The organism is Parvularculales bacterium (assembly GCA_036881865.1).
Lineage (GTDB): Bacteria > Pseudomonadota > Alphaproteobacteria > JAPOUT01 > JBAJNM01 > JBAJNM01.
Genome location: JBAJNM010000012.1, coordinates 25,199 through 46,146 on the forward strand (window position 1 = coordinate 25,199; position 20,948 = coordinate 46,146).

20 protein-coding genes are annotated in these 20,948 nt (G+C 52.2%); 12 read left to right on the forward strand and 8 right to left on the reverse strand.

The window, feature by feature from the left end; all coding sequences use genetic code 11:
• Positions 1-57 precede the first annotated feature (57 nt).
• From trxA to V6Z81_04485, 3 genes are read left to right on the forward strand one after another with little or no spacing between them, the layout of a single operon-like run.
• Entirely contained in the window at positions 58-993 is a 936-nt protein-coding gene (gene trxA / locus V6Z81_04475; protein ID MEG9861743.1) for a thioredoxin, read from the forward strand.
• A gap of 16 nt (positions 994-1,009) precedes the next feature.
• On the forward strand, positions 1,010-1,702 hold the full coding sequence (locus V6Z81_04480; protein MEG9861744.1) for an LON peptidase substrate-binding domain-containing protein: 693 nt from the start codon (positions 1,010-1,012) through the stop codon (positions 1,700-1,702).
• Positions 1,703-1,735: 33 nt separating this feature from the next.
• The gene (locus V6Z81_04485) at positions 1,736-1,975 is read left to right on the forward strand and encodes a Trm112 family protein (GenBank protein MEG9861745.1); all 240 of its coding nucleotides are present in this window, start codon (positions 1,736-1,738) and stop codon (positions 1,973-1,975) included.
• Here V6Z81_04485 and V6Z81_04490 read toward each other — a convergent pair.
• Both V6Z81_04490 and V6Z81_04495 read right to left on the reverse strand, forming a co-directional pair.
• Positions 1,952-3,169, reverse strand: coding sequence for an FAD-dependent monooxygenase (locus V6Z81_04490; GenBank protein MEG9861746.1), 1,218 nt, complete (start codon positions 3,167-3,169; stop codon positions 1,952-1,954). The genes V6Z81_04485 and V6Z81_04490 overlap by 24 nt on opposite strands.
• A gap of 19 nt (positions 3,170-3,188) precedes the next feature.
• On the reverse strand, positions 3,189-5,378 hold the full coding sequence (locus V6Z81_04495) for a PQQ-dependent dehydrogenase, methanol/ethanol family (protein MEG9861747.1): 2,190 nt from the start codon (positions 5,376-5,378) through the stop codon (positions 3,189-3,191).
• Positions 5,379-5,588: 210 nt separating this feature from the next.
• Between V6Z81_04495 and V6Z81_04500 the strand changes: the two genes are divergently transcribed.
• The 6 genes from V6Z81_04500 (at position 5,589) to xth (ending at position 13,109) form a co-directional block, all read left to right on the forward strand.
• Positions 5,589-5,927: a P-II family nitrogen regulator gene (locus tag V6Z81_04500; protein MEG9861748.1), complete on the forward strand. Its 339-nt coding sequence runs from the start codon at positions 5,589-5,591 to the stop codon at positions 5,925-5,927.
• Between the two features lie 146 nt (positions 5,928-6,073).
• Complete coding sequence (locus V6Z81_04505; protein ID MEG9861749.1) at positions 6,074-7,306, forward strand: ammonium transporter; 1,233 nt, start codon at positions 6,074-6,076, stop codon at positions 7,304-7,306.
• Positions 7,306-8,508: an aminotransferase class I/II-fold pyridoxal phosphate-dependent enzyme gene (locus tag V6Z81_04510; protein MEG9861750.1), complete on the forward strand. Its 1,203-nt coding sequence runs from the start codon at positions 7,306-7,308 to the stop codon at positions 8,506-8,508. The genes V6Z81_04505 and V6Z81_04510 overlap by 1 nt, the downstream gene beginning before the upstream one ends.
• 101 nt (positions 8,509-8,609) lie before the next feature.
• The gene (locus tag V6Z81_04515) at positions 8,610-11,048 is read left to right on the forward strand and encodes a DNA translocase FtsK 4TM domain-containing protein (protein ID MEG9861751.1); all 2,439 of its coding nucleotides are present in this window, start codon (positions 8,610-8,612) and stop codon (positions 11,046-11,048) included.
• Positions 11,049-11,172: 124 nt separating this feature from the next.
• Positions 11,173-11,790, forward strand: a complete 618-nt coding sequence (locus V6Z81_04520; protein ID MEG9861752.1) for an outer membrane lipoprotein carrier protein LolA — start codon at positions 11,173-11,175, stop codon at positions 11,788-11,790.
• A 251-nt stretch (positions 11,791-12,041) separates the two neighbouring features.
• Positions 12,042-13,109 (forward strand): exodeoxyribonuclease III, encoded by a 1,068-nt coding sequence (gene xth / locus V6Z81_04525; GenBank protein ID MEG9861753.1) that lies wholly within the window; start codon positions 12,042-12,044, stop codon positions 13,107-13,109.
• A gap of 11 nt (positions 13,110-13,120) precedes the next feature.
• On the opposite strand, the gene V6Z81_04530 is transcribed toward xth, so the two are convergent.
• Together V6Z81_04530 and V6Z81_04535 are read right to left on the reverse strand one after the other, a co-directional pair.
• Positions 13,121-13,816 (reverse strand): response regulator transcription factor, encoded by a 696-nt coding sequence (locus tag V6Z81_04530; protein MEG9861754.1) that lies wholly within the window; start codon positions 13,814-13,816, stop codon positions 13,121-13,123.
• 84 nt (positions 13,817-13,900) lie between these two features.
• Positions 13,901-15,667: a sulfotransferase gene (locus V6Z81_04535; GenBank protein MEG9861755.1), complete on the reverse strand. Its 1,767-nt coding sequence runs from the start codon at positions 15,665-15,667 to the stop codon at positions 13,901-13,903.
• A 69-nt stretch (positions 15,668-15,736) separates the two neighbouring features.
• Between V6Z81_04535 and V6Z81_04540 the strand changes: the two genes are divergently transcribed.
• Positions 15,737-16,285 (forward strand): L,D-transpeptidase family protein, encoded by a 549-nt coding sequence (locus V6Z81_04540; protein ID MEG9861756.1) that lies wholly within the window; start codon positions 15,737-15,739, stop codon positions 16,283-16,285.
• On the opposite strand, the gene V6Z81_04545 is transcribed toward V6Z81_04540, so the two are convergent.
• Positions 16,254-16,940, reverse strand: a complete 687-nt coding sequence (locus V6Z81_04545) for a YggS family pyridoxal phosphate-dependent enzyme (GenBank protein ID MEG9861757.1) — start codon at positions 16,938-16,940, stop codon at positions 16,254-16,256. The genes V6Z81_04540 and V6Z81_04545 overlap by 32 nt on opposite strands.
• A gap of 73 nt (positions 16,941-17,013) precedes the next feature.
• Between V6Z81_04545 and V6Z81_04550 the strand changes: the two genes are divergently transcribed.
• A complete protein-coding gene (locus V6Z81_04550) occupies positions 17,014-17,655 on the forward strand; it encodes a thiamine phosphate synthase (GenBank protein MEG9861758.1) in 642 nt (213 codons plus the stop codon).
• On the opposite strand, the gene V6Z81_04555 is transcribed toward V6Z81_04550, so the two are convergent.
• Together V6Z81_04555 and V6Z81_04560 are read right to left on the reverse strand one after the other, a co-directional pair.
• Positions 17,582-18,436 (reverse strand): sulfotransferase domain-containing protein, encoded by an 855-nt coding sequence (locus V6Z81_04555; GenBank protein MEG9861759.1) that lies wholly within the window; start codon positions 18,434-18,436, stop codon positions 17,582-17,584. The genes V6Z81_04550 and V6Z81_04555 overlap by 74 nt on opposite strands.
• Before the next feature lie 75 nt (positions 18,437-18,511).
• Positions 18,512-19,831 carry a transcription antitermination factor NusB gene (locus V6Z81_04560; GenBank protein MEG9861760.1) on the reverse strand — a complete coding sequence of 440 codons (1,320 nt, stop codon included), beginning with the start codon at positions 19,829-19,831 and terminating at the stop codon, positions 18,512-18,514.
• Between the two features lie 70 nt (positions 19,832-19,901).
• Between V6Z81_04560 and V6Z81_04565 the strand changes: the two genes are divergently transcribed.
• Positions 19,902-20,087, forward strand: coding sequence for a succinate dehydrogenase assembly factor 4 (locus V6Z81_04565; protein MEG9861761.1), 186 nt, complete (start codon positions 19,902-19,904; stop codon positions 20,085-20,087).
• A 9-nt stretch (positions 20,088-20,096) separates the two neighbouring features.
• Here the strand turns inward: V6Z81_04565 and V6Z81_04570 are convergent.
• Positions 20,097-20,948, reverse strand: an 852-nt coding sequence (locus tag V6Z81_04570) for an AMP-binding protein (protein MEG9861762.1), incomplete at its 5' end; no start/stop codon positions are given.

A 20,948-nucleotide genomic window follows, 5' to 3' on the forward strand; every position in this document is an offset into this window, starting at 1 on the left:
GTAAGATACTACATTAAAGAGTAAGCAAAACAACGGAACGGCGGAAGTATCAATTTTATGACAGACTCTCTCCATAATCAGGGCAATGGCGTTGACGGCACCCAGGGCAGCACCCCGAACGGCAGTTTCATTATTGAGACAACGGCGGAAAAATTCGCCGCCGATGTTATGGAGGCCTCAATGCAGCTTCCCGTTATTGTGGATTTCTGGGCTCCGTGGTGCGAGCCATGCCGCCAGTTGACGCCTGTTCTGGAAAAAATCGTATCCGCCGCAAATGGCGCCGTCCGGTTGGTCAAACTCAACATCGAAGACCATCCCGCTATTGCCCGGCAGTTGCAGGTTCAATCTATTCCGGCGGTATTTGCCTTTCGTAACGGACGCCCCGTAGACGGATTTATGGGAGCCCTGCCGGAAAGTCAGGTGCGGCAATTTATCTCTAAGCTTGCGGGCGGTGATGTTGGGCCAACCCCTGCCGAAGCTCTTATTGAGGCAGCCGGTGCCGCCCTTCAGCAAGAGGATCTGGCTGCCGCCGCTCAGGCCTATGGACAGGCACTCCAGCAGGAGCCGGAAAACCCCGCCGCCATCGGCGGACTGGCTCAGTGTTATCTGGCCATGGGAGACAATGAGGGTGCCCGCAAGACACTGGATATGGCACCGGAGGCTTTAGCAAGTCATCCTGATATTGCCGCCGCCCGGGCAGCCGCGGCTCTGGCGGAGAAATCCGGTGACCTGGGGGAGTCCTCCGCTCTTGAGGCGCGGATAGCGGATAATCCTGACGACTTTGGGGCGCGTCACGATATAGCGCTTATTCTTGGCGGTGCGGGACGGAAAGAAGAGGCGGCACAGCATCTTTTGCATATCATAGAACGCAACCGGAACTGGAATGATGAGGCCGCCCGCAAGCAGCTTCTTGAGTTTTTTGATGCATGGGGGCCAACAGACCCGGCCACCGTTGATGGGCGGCGCAAACTGTCTTCCATTTTATTTAGCTAAATCATGACTCAAAATTATGTCTCAAAACGCCCGCAAAACCACTTTTGATGATTTACCTGACACGCTGGCGGTCTTTCCATTAGGCCGGGCGTTGTTGTTGCCGCGCACTCAACTGCCGCTCAATATATTTGAGCCGCGTTATCTTGCCATGATTGATGATGCCCTTGCCGGAAACCGCCTGATTGGCATGATACAGCCCAAAGAGGCCGACACCCCCGGGCAGAAAGATGATTCTTCCTATGAAGCCGATAGTCCCGAGCTTTATAGTGTTGGTTGTGTGGGCCGCATAACGGCATTTTCAGAAACTGACGACGGACGGGTTTTAGCGTCTTTGACCGGTATATGCCGTTTTGAGATCGTAGAAGAAATAAAAACAGACACTCCCTACCGGCAATGCCGCATGTCTTTCGAGCAATTTGCCCATGACTTAAAAGAAGACCATGGTGCCGATGTAGTAGACCGCGACAGTTTGCTCGCCGTTCTTAAAAAATGGTTGACGCGCCATGAAATGCAGGCCGACTGGCAAGCCATCAACCAGTCATCCAATGAGCAGCTCGTAAATTCTTTATCGGCCATCTGCCCCTATGGGGCGCGTGAAAAACAGGCCCTTCTGGAAACGGAGTCACTGGAGAAGCGTAATCAGGTTTTAATCGCCTTGACGGAAATGGCGTTGGCACAAAATGACGATCAGGAAACACGCCTTCAATAGAAGCACATTCAGGAAAAACACACGGAAACACCCATGCCCCCCACAGAAGACAAAAAAGACGTAAAAGACAAAAAAGACACCCCCGCCACAGGAGAGGTTTCCCCCAAATTGCTGGAGATCCTCGTCTGTCCGGTAACACGCGGTCCTTTGCGCTATGACCGGCACGCTCAGGAACTCATTTCCGATCAGGCGCGGTTGGCCTATCCCATTCGTGACGGCATACCGATTATGTTGCCGGAGGAAGCCCGCTCACTGGACGATACGCCGGCCTGATTGTTCTGCCACTCTTTCAAGAGACTGCCGCAGAGGGGTCAGTTCATCCAGAACCGACAGTCCCAGCCGGCGCACAAAACGGGGCAAGGAACCGGGGCACCCAAAAACTTTATGCAGGCCGTCCAGCCCCATGGCCAGCGCCGTATTGTCAAACCGCCGGCGGCGCTGATAGCCCTCAAGAACGTTAAGGCTGCCGATATCAAGCCCTATACGGCGGGCATCCTCCAGCACATTCACCAGGGTCGCTACGTCTTTTAGTCCCATATTGAACCCCTGACCGGCAAGAGGATGCACGCCGTGGGCGGCATCTCCTACCAACGCCAGACGCGGCTTTACATACTCAAGAGCCAGCCTGAAAGAAAGCGGCCACAGGCCGGGAGGTCCCTCACCCTGCATTTCTCCGAGGTTGTCATTGATACGTTGTTGCACCTCGTGACCCAGTTCATGGGAGTCAAATTGCGCCAAAGCATGCGCCACATCCGGCTTTTCCACCCATACCAGCCCGCTACGATGGAGTGCCGTCGCGTCTGGCGGTAAAGGCAACAGGGCCAACGGTCCTGCCGGGAAAAAATACTGATACGCCACCCCCTCATGAGGTTTTTCATGCGTTAAAACACCCCCGAGCCCGGTGCGGTTGTATGGATGCTCAACCGTTGCGATGCCGGCCTCCCGGCGGCGCGCCGACCGCGCCCCGTCGGCCGCACAACACAACGCCCCCTCAAAAGACACATCCCCCGTAAGTGCCGCCCTTATGCCACTATCCCCACTCTCAAACGTCTCAATGTGAGAGTTGGCATAAAGGCTAATCCCGCTTTGACGGTTCACACAATTTTCCAGTATTACCCGTAAATCCCCGTACTTTACGGTGAACGCCAGAGCCTCACCCTCTCCGCCCTCTCTCTGCCCGAAGCGTATATCAAACTCATCATCACACCCCTCACCATGACAATCTGCAATCGCCATTTGCAAAACCGGCTGAGAGCAATCCCCAAGCTCAAGACCAAGCTTTTGTAAAAAGTCCCGGGAGGCCGGCGTTAATGCAAAAACACGCGAGTCAGGTGCAGTTTCATCAGATATTGAGGGATCAATAAGAGCAACCTCAAAGTCCCGCTGCGCCAGCGCCAATGCCAACGCCAGCCCTACCGGACCCGCACCCGCTACCAGAACGCTGTCTTGCATCACACTGCCTGCCACACTCTTTAGTTCTCTGCCGCTAGTTCTCTGTCTCCAGTGCCGCCGCCCTGTCTTGTGTGGCACGGGTTACAATATAACCGTAGATCTTTTCCGCATCCTCACGGCTTAACAAATCACCAAACGAGGCCATACCGTTATCTTTAAGGAGACCGTCTAATACGATGTCGTAAAACTGATCGTGAACCCCCGGAGACATGCGCCGCAAATCCGGCAATACACCACCACTCACCACCAATGCTCCATGACACAGGCCGCAATAGTTCATGTATAAAACTCCGCCTTCCGCCAGCGCGTCGGCGCTTATATTGACGTCCGGTTGTTCAGGAATGGTGGTATCCAGCGCCGTTAGCACAGGCAAGCGCCCCTTCGCCCCCAACTTGAATGTCAGCAAGCGGCCATCATTGCCATAACGCGCCGCCGCAGACGTACGCGCATCACCGGATGGAACCCCGACACCGCCCCATCCGGCCATAATCGCAATATATTGCTCACCGTCCACCATATAGGTCACCGGCGGTGCAATAATGCCCGTCAGCACCGGAGCCTCCCACAGTATCTGGCCGCTATCCGCCGCATAGGCCACAAAGCGGCCGTCGCCCGTACCCTGAAACACCAGATTTCCTGATGTCGTCAAAACACCGCCGTTCCAGAAGTCAGTATGCTCAACAACCCAGCGCTCCTGACCCGCCACCGGGTCCCACGCTTTCAGATAACCGCTATTAACGGGTAGCTCCGGCAGAGCATTAATGGTCTCTACATACTTGCCCCAGTCCAGACCCAAATTCCACCAGCCGGGGGATTCAGTGAAAGTGCCGCGTTCTTTCCATTCCTCACTGAGGTTATAAATGCCTGCTACCTCCTGAGCCGGGATATACACCAGCCCCGTTTCAGGATTATACGCCATGGGTTGCCAATTATGACCACCGTTAGCAGACGGCAAAATAAATTGCGTTGTCTTGTCATAATTCAACTCTTCATTTTCAACCGGTCTGCCGGTTTGCATATCCACATGAGAAGCCCAGGTTACCGTTACATACTTATCGGCACGCAACAGTTCACCCGTCTCACGGTCAAGGACATAGAAAAAACCATTCTTGGGCGCCTGCATCAAAACCTTGCGGGGCTCCCCGTCAATCTCCATATCCGCCAGAATAATATGCTGCGTCGCCGTGTAATCCCAATTATCCCCCGGTGTTGTCTGATAATGCCAGATCAGGCGGCCCGTATCAGGGTTAAGGGCAATAATGGAAGATAAAAACAGATTATCCCCGCCACCGGGAGAACGGATATGACGCGTCCACGGCGACCCGTTGCCCACACCCACATACAACATGTTCAGGTCAGCATCATAGGCCATGGAGTCCCACGCCGTGCCGCCACCGCCAATCTCCCACCATTTGCCGCCCTTCCATGTTTCAGCGGCCATGACAAGCTCCGGATGCTCAAACGGTTTGTCAGGATTACCCGGCACCGTATAAAACCGCCATACCAACTCGCCGCTATCGACATCGTATGCAGAGACATATCCCCGCACGCCCAGCTCTGCACCACCGTTACCGATGATAATTTTATCCTTAATAATGCGTGGAGCGCCGGTGATGGTATAAGGCTTGCTGCGGTCAATCGTATTGACCTGCCATATCTCATTGCCTGTTCCGGCGTCCAGAGCGATCAACCGGCCATCAAAACTGGCGACATAAACACGGCCCTTCCAGACAGCCACGCCGCGGTTCACCACATCGCAACACCCGTAGCGCGCCCACTCGCCGGGGACTTCCGGATCATATTCCCATAACTCTTCACCCGTTGCCGCGTTCAGCGCCTGAACAATGCCCCACGTACCGGTGGTATAAAGCGTACCATCGACAACAATGGGAGACGCCTCCAGCCCGCGTGTCGTGCCCGTCTCATAAGACCATGCCAGGCCTAAGTCCTGCACATTGTCGTCGGTAATCTGGTCAAGGGGCGAAAACCGTTGCTCATCATACGTGCGCCCATGGGCCAGCCAGTTCTCCGGCTCACTGTCGGCTGCTATAATCCGTGCACCATCAATAGCCCCTGCCCCCTCCGATACCTGCGCCAGACCTCTGTCTATACCCCCGGCAACCCATACCCCCGCCATCAATGCCAGAAGCACCACTCCGGTCATCGGAGTCTTTGACGGAGGTTTTAATGTCGTCTGGTTGTTTGCTGTTGCACTCTCAGGCATTGCTCTTACCTCTCTGTCTACCCCTCCCTGTACGTTCATTATCCACCCCGTAATTCCCTTCAGCCTACGGCAAACCATCCCCCTCTTTCAAGACAACCCTGTACACCATAAAAACATCCTATTTTTCAAGAAAATATCTAGTGTATCACCGCCTTATGGTATAATCTGGACAGACTCCCACACAAAAGAATCTGCACAAGGAGATTCCTCATGAAATTAGTAATCGCCATCATCAAGCCGTTCAAACTGGATGAGGTCCGCGATGCACTGGCCGATATTGACGTGCACGGCATGACTGTAAGTGAGGTGCGCGGCTATGGTCGCCAGAAGGGTCATACGGAAACCTACAGGGGCGCTGAATATACAGTTACATTTCTCCCCAAGCTCAAGCTTGAGATTGCCGTTGATGATAGCCGGCTAAACGATGTGTTAGACACTATTCAGGGTACGGTTCAGACAGGTCAGATAGGGGATGGCAAGATTTTCATATTGCCTATAGACGAAGCGGTGCGGGTGCGCACCGGAGAAAAGGGAGCCGCCGTTTTGTAACCCACCTTATCTGTAAACCACCTTACCCCCTCCCCCGCCTACTTTATGCCTAAAATAGGCGCAATACGCATATCATGAAACAGCGATCCAATCGTGAGATAACGATCAAAAAAATAACTGAAAATCAAAAAGGATAAAGACAGATCATGAATGACATCCAAATAGGCGCCGACGTATTTTTTGTGTTAACGGGGGCCATTTTGGTTTTCGCCATGCATGCGGGCTTTGCTTTTCTTGAGGTGGGAACTGTTCGCCACAAAAATCAGGTGAACGCTTTGGTGAAAATCCTCGCGGATTTCGCCGTATCAACGGTGACGTACTTTATTATTGGCTATTTCGTTGCTTATGGGGCTCATTTCTTCTATGCGGCTGCCATTCTGGATGGCAGTTCTACAGCCCCGGGTGTTGAGTTCGCCCCTCAGGGATTAGATCTGGTCAAATTCTTTTTTCTGGCTACTTTTGCAGCCGCCATACCGGCGATTATCTCCGGCGGTATTGCAGAGCGGGCCCGCTTCTGGCCACAGGTCACAGCGGTTGTGGTGCTGGTGGGGCTCGTCTATCCGCTCTTTGAGGGCATCGTGTGGAACGGCAATCATGGAATACAGGACTGGCTTGAGGCCACCTTTGGTTTCCCCTTCCGTGACTTTGCAGGTTCAGTGGTCGTTCATGGTATTGGTGGCTGGCTGGCTCTTAGCGCTGTCCTTCTTTTGGGTCCGCGCCTTGGGCGCTACCAAAGAGATGGATCTATTGTCGGTATTCCACCGTCAAGCATACCGTGGTTGTCGCTGGGGTCATGGCTGTTGTGTATCGGATGGTTTGGCTTCAATGTCATGACGGCGAACTCTCTTGAGGGTATCTCCGGACTGGTCGCCTTAAACTCTTTGTTGGCCATGGCAGGCGGCATAATTTGCTCTCTTATTGTAGGACGCAACGATGCGGGCTTTATTCATAACGGTGCCCTTGCGGGTCTGGTCGCCGTGTGCGCCGGTTCAGACATTATGCATCCCCTCGGAGCCCTCGTGACCGGCGGCATAGCGGGTGCTTTGTTCGTATTCTTTTTTGAGCGGTGTCAAAACCGCTGGCGCATTGACGATGTGCTCGGCGTATGGCCTCTTCATGGCCTGTGCGGCGTATGGGGTGGCGTGGCAGCCGGTATATTCGGGCAGGAACTTTTAGGCGGACTGGGTGAGGTCTCACTGCGCTCACAAATTGTGGGCAGTGCGATGGGAGCCGCTTACGCCTTTATTACCGGCTATGTGCTGTATGGCACTTTGCGCTTCTTTATTGGTATTCGCCTGAACCCCGGACAAGAATATGCCGGTGCGGATCAATCTATTCACCGTGTTGATGCTAATCCGGAGGCCGGTATACGACCATAATGACGAAACAACCCCGGAGCACAGATGATGTTCTTTGGCCGGGGTCGGCCTTTGCCCGTCTTCGTGACCTGCTAAAAGACCTGAAGCCGGGCACCGACCCCCTTGACCTTGCCATAGGAGAGCCGCAATTTGCCCCGCCCTCTTTTGTGGCCGAGGTTATGGGAGCCGGGGATGCCGATTACCGCCCCTATCCTCCCGTTAACGGCACAGATGAGTTTCGCAAAGCCGTACACGCATGGCTTGCACGGCGCTATGAAGGCTCGGATGCGCTGATTGACCCTGACACACAAATCATGCCGGTATGCGGGACACGGGAGGCTTTGTTTTTAGTAGCTCAAGTCGCCATTCCCCCCACACCCTCTCCGGACCCTCGGCCGGTGGTACTCATTCCCAACCCTTTCTACCAACCCTATGGAGCGGCAGCTGTAGCGGTGCGGGCTGAGGTTATCTATGTTCCGGCTCCGGCAGAGAACAATTTTCTACCCGACTTTACAGGTCTGCCCGAAGAAACTTTATCCCGCACGAGGTTGGTTTATTTGTGTACGCCTGTTAATCCACAAGGCTCTGTGGCTTCCTTTGACTACCTCTCAAACCTTCTTCAAGCTGCACGGCAGTATGATTTCACTCTGGTGGTGGATGAATGCTACGCCGAGATATATGACACCGACCCGCCACCCGGCGCTTTGGACGCTGCAATCCAAAGCGGATCATTGGATAATCTTTTAATTTTTCACTCATTGTCCAAACGTTCCAATCTGGCAGGTCTGCGCTCAGGATTTTGCGCGGGCGACATCAAACTTATGCAACGTTTTCGTTCGTTGCGGCTACTGGGCAGCCCCCAGATGCCTCTACCGGCGCTGTCAGCCTCTGCCCGAGTCTGGGCCGATGAGACATGCCCTCAGGAAAACCGCGAACGCTACCGAGCCAATCTGGACTGCGCCGAACGCATTATCGGTAACCGATTCGGGTTTTACCGCCCTTCAGGTGGATTTTTTCTGTGGCTGGATGTAGGCGATGGTGAACACGCCGCCCGCACTCTTTGGACACAGGCGGGCGTACGTGTCTTACCGGGACGCTATCTTTCACAAGATGATCCTACCGTCTCCGGTGGTAATCCGGGAGCTTCCTATATTCGGGTAGCCCTTGTTCATGACGAGAAAACCACCGCCGAAGCCCTCACCCGACTTGCGCAAACCCTGTAAAGGGGGCAAAAACAAGTCATCCGGCACAACCGGCGAGGTGATTCGTGAAATCCGGGAGATCCAAACGCACATCCCCCCCCCTTATGCGCCCATCGGGAAAGGTGGCGCATTTTCTGCGCGCCCGCATGCAAGAAGGCGCAGGACTTATCCTCATCGGCACAGGGTTAGCAGGGCTGGCCGCCCTTATATCCTGGAACAGCACCGACCCCAGTTTTAACCGCGCCACTTCCCACGATGCCCTTAACTGGCTTGGAAACCATGGTGCGTGGATGGCTGATGCTTCGTTTCACATATTGGGTCTGGCGGCATTTTTGTTACCTCTTGTGTTGATGCGCTGGGGGTGGCTCATCCTGTGTCACCGCACACCCCCCGGTGCTTTGTGGCGTGTCCCCGTTATGTTGGTAGTCTTTGTTAGTACGGCCCTTGCTTTTGAGCAACTCCCCACTCCCGGCCTGTGGCCTCTTACCACGGGCCTTGGAGGCTTCGTCGGTTACTTCAGTACGAACATTCTTGTGGAAGATGTGATTTACCCGCCCCTATCTCTTCTGGATTTATCTTTTTTAACACCGGCAGGCCTTGACCGAACTCTTTCTATCTTTGTTGCCGTGATGGCCGCGAGCATCAGCCTATGGGGCAGCCCGTTTGTCCTGCACACCACGTGGGGCTCAGTTTCTGAGGGCATAGCCCGGCTTATTGATGTCGGCGCTGAAAAATGGCCCCGCTTCAGGAGAGGCCCGAAAAGTAATCCAATATCTTCCAGACGGCCCGACTTAGAACCCGGACGGTGGCGCATCTTTTGGTATCGCCTTAGTGACTCATTTGCCGGTATCCTAGACCGTCTGACCCGCAGGGGGGACCATCCGAAGGATGCGGATTTTTCAAATTCTCCAAATACTCTTCGCGAACCGCCGATAACCTCCCCCTCTTCTTATGTTGAACCGGAACGTGTAAAACGACCCCGTACGCCCGTTAAGCCGGGCCGCAGGGCCACCCGAGAAGCCCAGCCAAATTTTCTCTTTGATGGCAATTCATCTTATCAGTTGCCTTCCCTTAACCTTCTAACCGCCCCTAAAATCATCTCGCACACAGGGCTTATCTCAGAAGAAGCTTTAGAGCAAAATGCCCGGCTTCTGGAATCAGTACTCCATGATTTTGGCGTTAAGGGCGATATTATCGGCGTACGGCCCGGCCCAGTTGTCACGCTTTATGAACTGGAGCCCGCCGCCGGTATTAAAGCTTCCCGCGTGATAGGGCTGGCCGATGACATCGCCCGCTCCATGAGTGTTATCTCTGCGCGGGTAGCTGTGGTGCCGGGGCGCAATGTGATTGGCATTGAACTCCCCAACTCTCGCCGGGAGACAGTTTATCTTCGAGAACTTTTAGGATGCGCCGATTATGAAAAAACAAACTTACAACTAGCCTTAACTCTAGGCAAAACTATCGATGGTCATCCTGTCATTGCTGACCTTGCCCATATGCCTCATCTATTGATTGCCGGTACGACAGGTTCAGGCAAATCGGTGGGCATTAACACTATGATTTTATCGATTCTATACCGACTGACCCCTACCCAATGCCGGTTGATAATGATCGACCCCAAAATGCTGGAATTGTCCGTCTATGACAATATTCCTCATCTATTAACGCCGGTAGTCACCGAGCCCAAAAAGGCCGTTGTTGCTTTGAAGTGGGCGGTACGGGAGATGGAAGAGCGCTACCGCAAAATGTCGCGCATCGGGGTGCGCAATATGGAGAGCTACAATGCCCGGGTGGCTGAACTAGGTGAGGGTGAGGTCTTCCGCCGTTCTGTGCAAACCGGCTTTGACCGAGAGACGGGACAACCTATCTATGAAGAAGAGGAGATTGTTCTTACCTCCATGCCCTATATTGTCATTGTGGTAGATGAAATGGCTGACCTGATGATGGTCGCCGGACGGGACATAGAAGCTGCCGTTCAACGTCTGGCACAGATGGCCCGCGCAGCGGGTCTGCATATTATTACCGCAACCCAGCGTCCTTCAGTTGATGTTATCACGGGCACGATTAAGGCTAATTTTCCCACGCGTATCTCGTTTCAAGTGACCTCTAAAATTGACAGTCGCACCATTCTGGGTGAGCAAGGAGCCGAGCAATTGCTGGGGCAAGGCGATATGCTTTATATGGCAGGGGGTGGACGGCTGACCCGTGTTCACGGGCCTTTCGTTTCTGACAATGAAGTGGAGAAAGTGGTTAATTTCTTGAAAAAGCAGGGCGCACCGGACTATTTAGAAAGTGTTACTTCAGCATCTGAAGACAGCGATGAGGTCATGATAAATGAGGGAGGAAATACACCCAGTACCGATGAGAGCCTTTATGACCAAGCCGTTGCCGTTGTTATCCGTGATCGTCGGGTTTCCACAAGTTATCTCCAGCGCCGCCTTCAGATTGGATATAATCGTGCCGCCCGGCTCGTAGAAAGCATGGAAGAGCAAGGGGTCGTCAGCGGGCCTAACCATGCGGGCAAGCGAGAGGTTCTAGCGCCAGAGCAAGGTGAATCCTAAACACACGTAGCCTGCGCAATGCGTTAATGCATATACCCTATACAATGTGCTATACGTCATTTTTATGAATAGTCCCTTTTTTCATTTTTTCACTTTTTTGTTCCGCCTAACACTAACCGTAACCATGGCGGGATTATTCCTATCGGTTCCGGCTTTCGCTCAAAGTAATACCTTCTCTCTCACCCCACAAGACAAAGCACTTGTCGGACGTATCAGCCAATACTTCAACAGTTTCACACATCTTGAGGGCAATTTCACGCAGATTGACCCCCAAGGGCGCACTACTAAGGGGAAAATTTATCTGAGACGTCCTGCGCGCTTCCGCTTTGAATACACTACCCCTGAAACGCTTTTAGTAGTATCCGATGGCACATGGCTAATTATTCAAGAGGACGGTTATGGCCCTGCCCAGCGTTATCCTTTAGGTCTAACGCCGTTAAGACCTATTCTGTCTTCCGGCACGATTGACCTTGAGCGCGTTGCATCCATTGTGGCGCTCATGCAAGAGAACGGCTTTGTTTCCATAACCCTTGCCGATCCCAACAACCAGATCCCGGGCACCATCACCCTTATTTTTGACAACCAGATAACAGAACTCCGACAATGGATTGTGACAGACGCCCGTAATCAACGCACACACATTACTCTGTCTGATCTTGTATTTGACATCCCCGCCCCACCTGTTCTGTTTACTGTAGATGAAAGTGGCGGGCGACTAGAGCGCTTTCGCCGCCCTCGATAACGAAGATTACGTCTCTGGAATTGAGCCTATAAGGCTATTCAGTACACACACTCCATGCCCCCTGCAGAGGGGGTAGAGGGAGAATATTTCCCTGAAAACTAACACTATTTTCATGACCCTTCACGGTTTGTTGATAACGCGAATCTTGCAATGCCCCATGGGGTGACCTATATCTAGGCCAACAGCGATACACGCGCTGGGAAAAACCATTACCCTCCCCTGACGTTTCCCGGACCGTGTGTGTGTCGCGTATGACACCGGTCCTCCCCTCCCGGTGCAGTGCGGAAAAACGCACAAACCAGACCCCGCCGACACCACACCCGGCGGGGTCTATGGTTCCCGGAGCAGAGTTTTTGGGCGGGTTTGAAGGTTCTTTTGAGGTCAATCTTTCACAATCACCCCGAACCATAAAAAACCAGACTCCAAAAAAGCCAAGGTTAATGACACGCACCCCCACAGATCACAAAATCACAACCTCCGGGTCGCTCTCTCTTTTGACATGGAATATCAATTCCGTCCGCCTGCGGATGCCTTTGATGCAACGACTCATCAAGGCTCACACCCCCGATGTTATTTGCCTTCAGGAAATCAAATGCACCAGCGAGCAGTTTCCCCTTGAGGTATTTAAGGCTCTGGGCTATCCCCACATCGCTCTAAATGGCCAAAAAGCTTATCACGGGGTGGCCATCATAAGCCGACTTCCTTTTGTGCGAAGTTTCAGTGAATGTTTCGGAGGCACCATAGAAGCACGTCATATTGCTGTTCTTTTTGCGGGTATGCACGGTCCTTGCACTGTTCATAATTTTTACGTACCCGCAGGGGGTGATACTCCTGACTCGACAATCAACGATAAATTTGCCACTAAACTTGCCTATTTAGATGATATGACAACATGGTTTGCAGCGCGTAGCAGGCAGAGTAACAAACATATGATTTTAACGGGTGATCTGAACATAGCCCCTTTGGAGCATGACGTCTGGAATCATAAAGCCCTATTACGTGTTGTTAGTCACACGCCGGAAGAAACCACACGGTTAGAAACATTGCGCCAAACCCGCTCATGGGTTGATGTTATGCGCCATTTTACGCCTGAAGATAAAAAACTCTATACGTGGTGGAGTTATCGGGCACAAGACTGGAAAACCTCTGACAGAGGCCGCCGATTAGACCATATATGGGTGACGCCCCCATTAAAAACCTGTGTGAGTTCCGTCAAGGTTCTAAAAAACGCCAGAGGATGGGTCAAAGCTTCGGACCATGCCCCCGTTCTTACCCATTTTGCCCACGCCGGTTTGCTCAGCAATCCGGCAACTTCATAGATAAAGGCCGTTTAGGGAACCAGTTTGTATCCACCACCTGATTCTGTCACCAGAAGTTGGGCGTTAGAAGGGTCCACCTCTATCTTCTGCCGCAAGCGATAAATATGGGTTTCCAGCGTGTGGGTTGTCACGCCTGAATTGTAGCCCCAGACTTCATGAAGCAAGACCTCACGAGCCACCGGTTTCTCTCCGGCCCGATACAGAAATTTGAGGATGGAGGTTTCTTTCTCGGTTAACCGAATACGAGCGCTCTGGTCTTCTTCTTTGACCAGCACCTTGGCGCTGGGTTGAAACGTATAGGGGCCAATCCGAAAAACGGCATCTTCGCTTTGCTCGTGTTGGCGCAAATGGGCACGAACACGCGCCAGTAATACGCCAAAACGAAACGGCTTGGTGACGTAATCATTGGCTCCGGCCTGTAGTCCCAAAATAGTATCAGAATCAGAGTCAGCACCAGTCAGCATAATAATCGGTGCCGAAACACCCACCTTGCGCATCAAACGACACGTCTCGCGTCCATCCATATCGGGCAATCCTACATCCAGCAGGACAAGGCCCGGAACTTCACTTTGTACGACTTCCAGCGCTTCTGATGCACTAATGGCCGTTACAATCTCAAACTCATCATGCAGACCGAATTGGTCCAATAGAGACTCACGCAAAGCCTCATCATCATCAACAAGAAGTATTTTCGTAATTGTACTCATTCTTCACCATCTATCCAAGTCACTCAGCTGTTATCATAATAAGACCGTTATTCTGTTTTTGGAACAACTCATAAATGATACACCTCACCCATCATAGCCAAAATGGTTAATATAAGGGTTAAGGGTCTCCATATAGGGGTCTATTTTCCCCTGATACCGTTTCCACCTGAAAACAGCACGACCATAAAGATCTTCAGATACCTGTTGATAAGACGGGGTGCGGATTGTGCGTTGCCGCGCATGACCCGCAAAATCTCTTACGGCGCTATCAAACTCAACACCTAAAAAATCAAGAGTAGCCGTTACTTCAGTATCAAAATCAGAAACCAACGCCTCATATTTCACCTCATGAACTGCAAGGGGAAAATGGACCCTATAAGATTTCCACAAGCTCATAACCTCATCATATAAGTGCACACTGTCAGCCAAATCAAGGAAATTGACCATAGCATTATTGACTGCGAAGTCCTGCATAAAACAACTCAAAACCGTATCACACGGGTGACGCAACGCCAGAATAAAGCGGGCCTCCGGAAACACCCGATGCACAAGGCCAGCATGGATAATGTTCAAGGGTAGTTTGTTAATGACCGGTTGAGCAGCTACATGTTCTTCTGATACGTCCAGTTCTTTGGCAAGGCCGCTGCGGTATTGTTGGCGAAGTTCATCACGCATCTCTGCCGTTAGTGTTACCAAAGATCCGGGATATCCGCCGGGAAGAGATTCAAGAGCATCACGCACCGGAATTAAAACCGGCCTCTCCTCCAGCACTCGAATGTCTCTATGACTATCCAAAACCTGATCCAGCAATGTGGTGCCGGAACGCGGAAATCCTACAAGAAATACCGGCGGATAGGCTCCCCATGGTTCAGGGTCAGAAAGAGCAGGCCAGTCCAGTGGAGCGTCAGTATTAAACATAGCTCGTAGTGCGGTTACGCGATCCAGATAAACCGCCTTGTTGACAGGCATACCCGCCAAAGATTGGCGCACTGTGCTGTTTTGAGCGGTGAAATGTTTAAATGCCTGTTCCGGTTGCTCCAGCCGATCATATAATCTTCCTAGCTCAGCGTGAACCATACGTGCCTGAGGGGGAATGAGTCCCTCGGTTTTGACAGTGGTAAGTCTCTCCAGAGCAGATTCCGGCTCCCCCTGGCGACGGCGAATGATAGCCCAAAGACACACAAGACGCGGATGATCCGGCGCTAACGCCAAAGCCCGCTCAACATGGCCCATAGCAGCCTCTAACCGGGACAGGCGTTCCAGACTTTCAGCAAGGCCAATGCGGGCAGCCAGATGCTCCGGTGCGTTTGCCAAAACCGTTTCATAAACGGCTATAGCCTCATCCCCACGGCCCAGACTTATCAGCACCTCCGCTTTGGCAACACCAACATCACCATGAGAGGAATCAAGGCCAGCGGCAGTTTCAAGGTCCGCCAGCGCTTCTTCCATACGCCCCATATCCTGTAGCAAAGTCGCGCGATTAAAAAAACCACCAGGATTCTCCGGTGCTAATCGGCAAGATTGCTCATAATAAGATAAAGCCGCAACGCCCTCTCCCTGATGCCGCAACACATTACCAAGGTTCATATAAAACAACGCCTCTTTGGGCTTAATGATGATGGCACGGCGAATCAAGTCTGCCGCCGCCCCCAACTGACCCGCTTTGAGAGCTACCAGCCCATCCAGATGGAGAGCATCAGCATGGTTTGGATTAGCTGCCAAAACCTGCCGATAAATCTTATGCGCACCGGAAAAATCACCCTCATTCTGGCGCGCTAGGCCAGAACGAAGCAGATTTTCAAACGGGTCTGGCGGATGATCCGGGCATTTTTTCGCCTGTTTGCGGGCCATATTAGAACCTCCACCCTCTTGCCTACCCCTCTATGCACCGTAAAGCAAGAGTTCAGAGCGGCAAAAGACATGATAAAACGCCCCATGGACCTCATTGTCACCCCCCATGCCACCATTCCACATCAAGGCATATTGACCGCATCCGGCAGGGAGTGGCTCTGCGCTCTGGGACGCAACGGTGTTACCCAAGTAAAGCAAGAAGGGGACGGAGCAACCCCTACCGGCTGTTGGCCCTTGCGCCATGTGTGGGTGAGGCAAGACCGCATAGAAACAATTTCCACCGGCTTACCGTGCTCTTTTATTGACCCTCATCAGGGCTGGTGTGATGCCCCTCGAGATGAGCACTACAATAAACCAGTGCGCCTGCCTTATCCGGCATCTACAGAAACCATGTGGCGTGCTGATGAGCTTTATGATGTGGCAGTCATTATAGGCTACAACGATGACCCGATTGTGAGCGAGGCAGGGAGTGCTATTTTTCTTCACATAGCCGGAGAGGATTTAACGCCCACAGAAGGATGCGTCGCTCTCAGCCGTGAGGCGCTTCTGTTGTTACTGCCCCATCTTAGCGTACACAGCCGTATCATTATTCATAACCGGAACGGAAGCCGAAAATAGCACTGCCCACTCTTATGATAGTGGCTCCCATTTCAACGGCAGTTTCAAAATCATGGCTCATTCCCATGCTTAATTCGGTTATACCATTGCGGTTAGCAATTTTTTTCAGAAGCGCAAAATGAAGGGCCGGTTCTTCATTAACGGGAGGTACGCACATCAACCCTGCAATAGTAAGCCCGTAACGCCTGCGGCACGTCTCAATAAACTCATCAGCCTTACGAGGCTCAACGCCAGATTTTTGTGGTTCTTCACCCGTGTTCACCTGAACAAACAAGCGCGGTAGAATCGCGCCCTCTTCTTGTATGTCCGCCAGAACGCGGGCCAGTTTTTCTCTATCCAATGTTTGTATCCCATCAAACATGTCCACCGCCTGACGTGCCTTATTGGTTTGCAAGGGCCCTATAAGATGAACTTCACATGCTTGATATTTCTCTTTCAGCGCCGGCCATTTGCTTATCGCTTCTTGCACTCTGTTTTCTCCGAACAAAGAGTGGCCGGCAGCAAGGACCTCACTTATGACCGCTCTCTCAAAACTCTTGGTGACAGCCATCAACGTGCACTTCTGGGGGTCGTACCCACCTCTGAGAGCAGCTGCTTCCATGCGGTGGTATATTTCCCCCAATTTCTCATCTATTTCGTAGTTATTATCGTTCATTGGGTTATCATTTCCGTTTAATACCTCATGGCCCGTTTGACCTCTCATAGTTAAGAGATGAATAAAAAGCATAATGCATAAACCAAGATTACCAGATTTTTTTCTCCTCACAGATGAAGCCAGAGGCGGCGACCCACGAGAAAGCATACGCGCCCTTGAAACAAAATACCCAAGGGGGAGATCAAGAGGCGGTGTCATTTTGCGTCACTATAATGACCCCCACCGTGCCGAGCTAGCACAGGAATTATCCGCGCTGTGTCACAAGCAAGGCCTTGTGTTTATTGTAGCCGCTGACCCCTCTTTAGCTTTATCGGTACAGGCGGCAGGCCTTCACTGGCCGCAATGGAAACTATCCTGCATGCCTTTAAAGATGTTTCATCCCCCCCGTTGGCTCATAACGGCGTCCGTTCATGATGCTGCCGCCGTTCGTGCTATCCGGGGTTTGAGGATTGATGCAACTTTGCTCTCCCCTGCTTTTGCTACTGATAGTCACCCCGATGCTCATCCTTTAGGGCCAGTGCGTTTTGCAGCTCTTGCACGTACACTCTCCATACCTGTTTATGCGCTGGGAGGCATGACTCCCAGTACAATGAAAAGATTAAAGCCTTCCGGAGCTACAGGCTTTGCTGCCATCAGCGCTCTCACGCCGAAGAGACATTCTCATACCCACGCGGAATATAACCAAACCGCTTCATCTGCTCATAATGCTCGCTAACAATACGCTGCACCTGAGCCTTTGAAAGATGCTTCCGCCACTGGCTATGGGTTCCACTACGAAAAAATGCCTCTGCATATTCGGAGCGCTCCTTAAAAGAGTGCTCTTTCTCTTGTTTTTGAAGAGACTTAAATGATGAATGATGAATGGCCCGCTCAAGGCGAGCTTTTGGTGGATTAATCCCTAGAAAACTTACCAACCGCCGAAAGTGTTTGCGGGGCTTTTCCAGCATATCCTCGTAGCGCATCACCAAGAGTCCGGCATGGGTATGAGCTGTCCAGCTTTTGACATGGGTAGACCATGACGCATGCATTTCCGGAATATGTTCCAACGTAGCCTCCGTACTTGAACCTTCATTACCAAGACGGTCAATGGCACCGTCAATATCCAAATTAAAATGATGAGTCATAGACAACACCACATCCAGCGGATTACGCACTACATAAATGGCTCCCGTTGTTACATCCATATTGTGGAGTGGAACTCCGTGCCATTCGCCCAAATAATTGTGAGTTTTGACAAAAACGGAATCCGGAAAGGCCTGAGTGAAATCTGCCTGCCCCAAAGGCCTAATACGTGCGATATCTTCCTCACTGGCCTCTATCAGAGGGCGGTCCAAATGGCGTTGGTACCAAGCGGCATGCGACTCCCCTAAGCAAAACTTGTCTAGTTCATTGATATCTGCAGGCCTACCTGTATCCCGCAAAAAATTGTGCAAAAAGGCCCGTACCCACGTATTGCCGGATTTAGGATAAGACGCCAGCCAAATCAAAGCGCCCATCAGCAACCTCTCTTTTTCATTATCTCTTTTTGAATATAAACGCTACGGCTACTAAGGTCACCACAAAATGAGTTATCACAAAACCAAGTCGCGCCTAAACCGTGCCACAAAAAAACCATCCATACCGCCCTGGTCTGTCAGATGACAAGGCAAGCTCCGTACATCGCCCTGCGGTGAAATTAGCACCTCCCCAAGACCCGTGATATTAATGTCGGTAATTTTGACAGGGTGACGCTGAAACTGAGGCTGGCGAGATAAAAAGTCTGCCGCCTGATACTCTCCCTCCTCCGGTTGCAAAGAACACACGCAATACAACAACACACCTCCGGGAGCGGTTAGAGTCGCCGCATGGTCTAGTAGACGTCGTTGCAGAGCTGCCATAGTTGTTACATCGTCAGGCTGTTTGAGCCACGCAATATCCGGATGCCGCCGCATAGTTCCGGTGGCGCTACAAGGAGCGTCCAACAACACGGCACTAGCTTGTTTGGGCGGTGTGTCCGGTTGCCATTGTTCCGCATCTGCCATTACCAGCTGCGCCTCAAGGCAGAGACGAGAAAGATTAGTTGCCAACAGCTCAAGACGCCGGGCCGAAACATCAACGGCTGTCACATGGGCACCTAAAGCGGCCAGTTGCGCCGTCTTGCCACCGGGGGCGGCGCACAAATCGAAGATTTGCTGCCCTGCAACCGACCCCATAAGAGAGATTGCTATGGCGGCGGCGGCATCTTGCACCCACCACGCCCCTTCATTATAACCCGGCAACGCCTCTACCACTCCCCTGCGGGAAAGACGCAAAGTTGAACCCAACTGCACACCTTCCGGTAAAGATGCGACCGGGAACGATGAAGATGGTTTTACGGTAAGATCTAAAGGCGGCTCTTCAAGATGGGCTTGTGCTATAGCACGGGAGGCAGTTTCACCATACGCACGGGCCCAACTGGCCATAAGCCAGTCCGGGGTATTGAGAGTAGCTTCATCTTGCTCAATTATAAGTTCCGGCCCTTCACGAACGGCAGCCCGAAGCACAGCGTTGACCAACCCCTTCCACGGTCGTGTGCGGGGATGAGCAGCAGCATGGACTACTGCTAAATTAACAGCGGCATGGGGAGCAGTGTTCAAAAATAAAATCTGGGCAAGCGCTACCCGCAAAATGCTAATCACTAAAGCCTGCCGCTGACCCAGAGGTTTTTTTATAAAAACATCAAGAAGCGCATCTAACTGCCCTTTGCGCCGTAAGACGGTAAGCGCTATAGCGCGGGCATGACCTCTATCGCGCCTTTCCAGAGAGCGGGTTATGAGACCAAACGCCTCACCATCCAGAGGTTTGCGCTGCGCCAAAACATGATGCACCAATTTGACGGCAGCAAGGCGGGTGGCTTGTCCAGCTTCTGTCATATTATCTTCAGGCTCCCCTCAGGATGTAGTATAAAGACGGCCTGAGACCGCCAACGATAAGATAACCGCCATGGATAATACACCAAACTACAAGCGCCATCTGTCCGCAGTAGCCCAGCGAGCGCTGCAAGAAGCACAAGAGCGAGCCCGTTCCAAGACCACAACCCTCACAGACAAAGAAACCGGCGGCCCTACAGGACCGGAACCTACCCACTATGGGGATTGGGAGCGCAAAGGCATTGCCAGTGATTTTTAATCACTCTCTCTAGTCGCTACGATTTTGTCTGTTCACAATTAAATCATCCACTACTGCCGGCTCAGCAAGAGTAGATATGTCGCCTAAATTAGAGAAATCATCCTCGGCGATTTTACGCAAAATACGCCGCATGATTTTTCCGGAACGGGTTTTAGGTAATCCGGGTGCCCATTGAAGCTTATCAGGGGCGGCAATAGGCCCAATTTTCTCTCGCACCCACAACACCAGCGCCTTGTGTAATTCATCATCAGGCACACAGCCTGCATTCAGGGTGACATAAGCATAAATGCCCTGACCTTTTATGTCGTGGGGATAACCCACAACAGCCGCTTCTGCTACTTTTTCATGGGCCACAAGAGCACTTTCAACTTCCGCCGTGCCCATGCGATGACCGGAAACATTCAACACATCATCTACCCGGCCAGTAATCCAGTAATACCCATCATCATCCCGCCTGCACCCATCACCTGTAAAATAACGCCCGGGATAAGCGCTAAAATACGTATCCGCAAACCTCTGATGATCACCATAAACCGTGCGCATCTGCCCAGGCCAACTCTCAGCAATACATAAATTGCCGGACCCCGCACCAGTAATCTCCTTACCTTCCGCATCTACCAATAAAGGTCTCACACCAAAAAAAGGACGGGTCGCCGACCCAGGTTTAAGCGCTGTTGCCCCCGGAAGCGGTGTTATTAAAATGCCACCGGTTTCCGTCTGCCACCATGTATCCACAATAGGGCACCGGCCTCCCCCTACCTCCCGGTGATACCACAACCATGCTTCCGGATTAATTGGCTCCCCTACCGTACCAAGCAATCTTAACGTGTCCCGCTTGGTGGCCTTAACAGGTTCCACCCC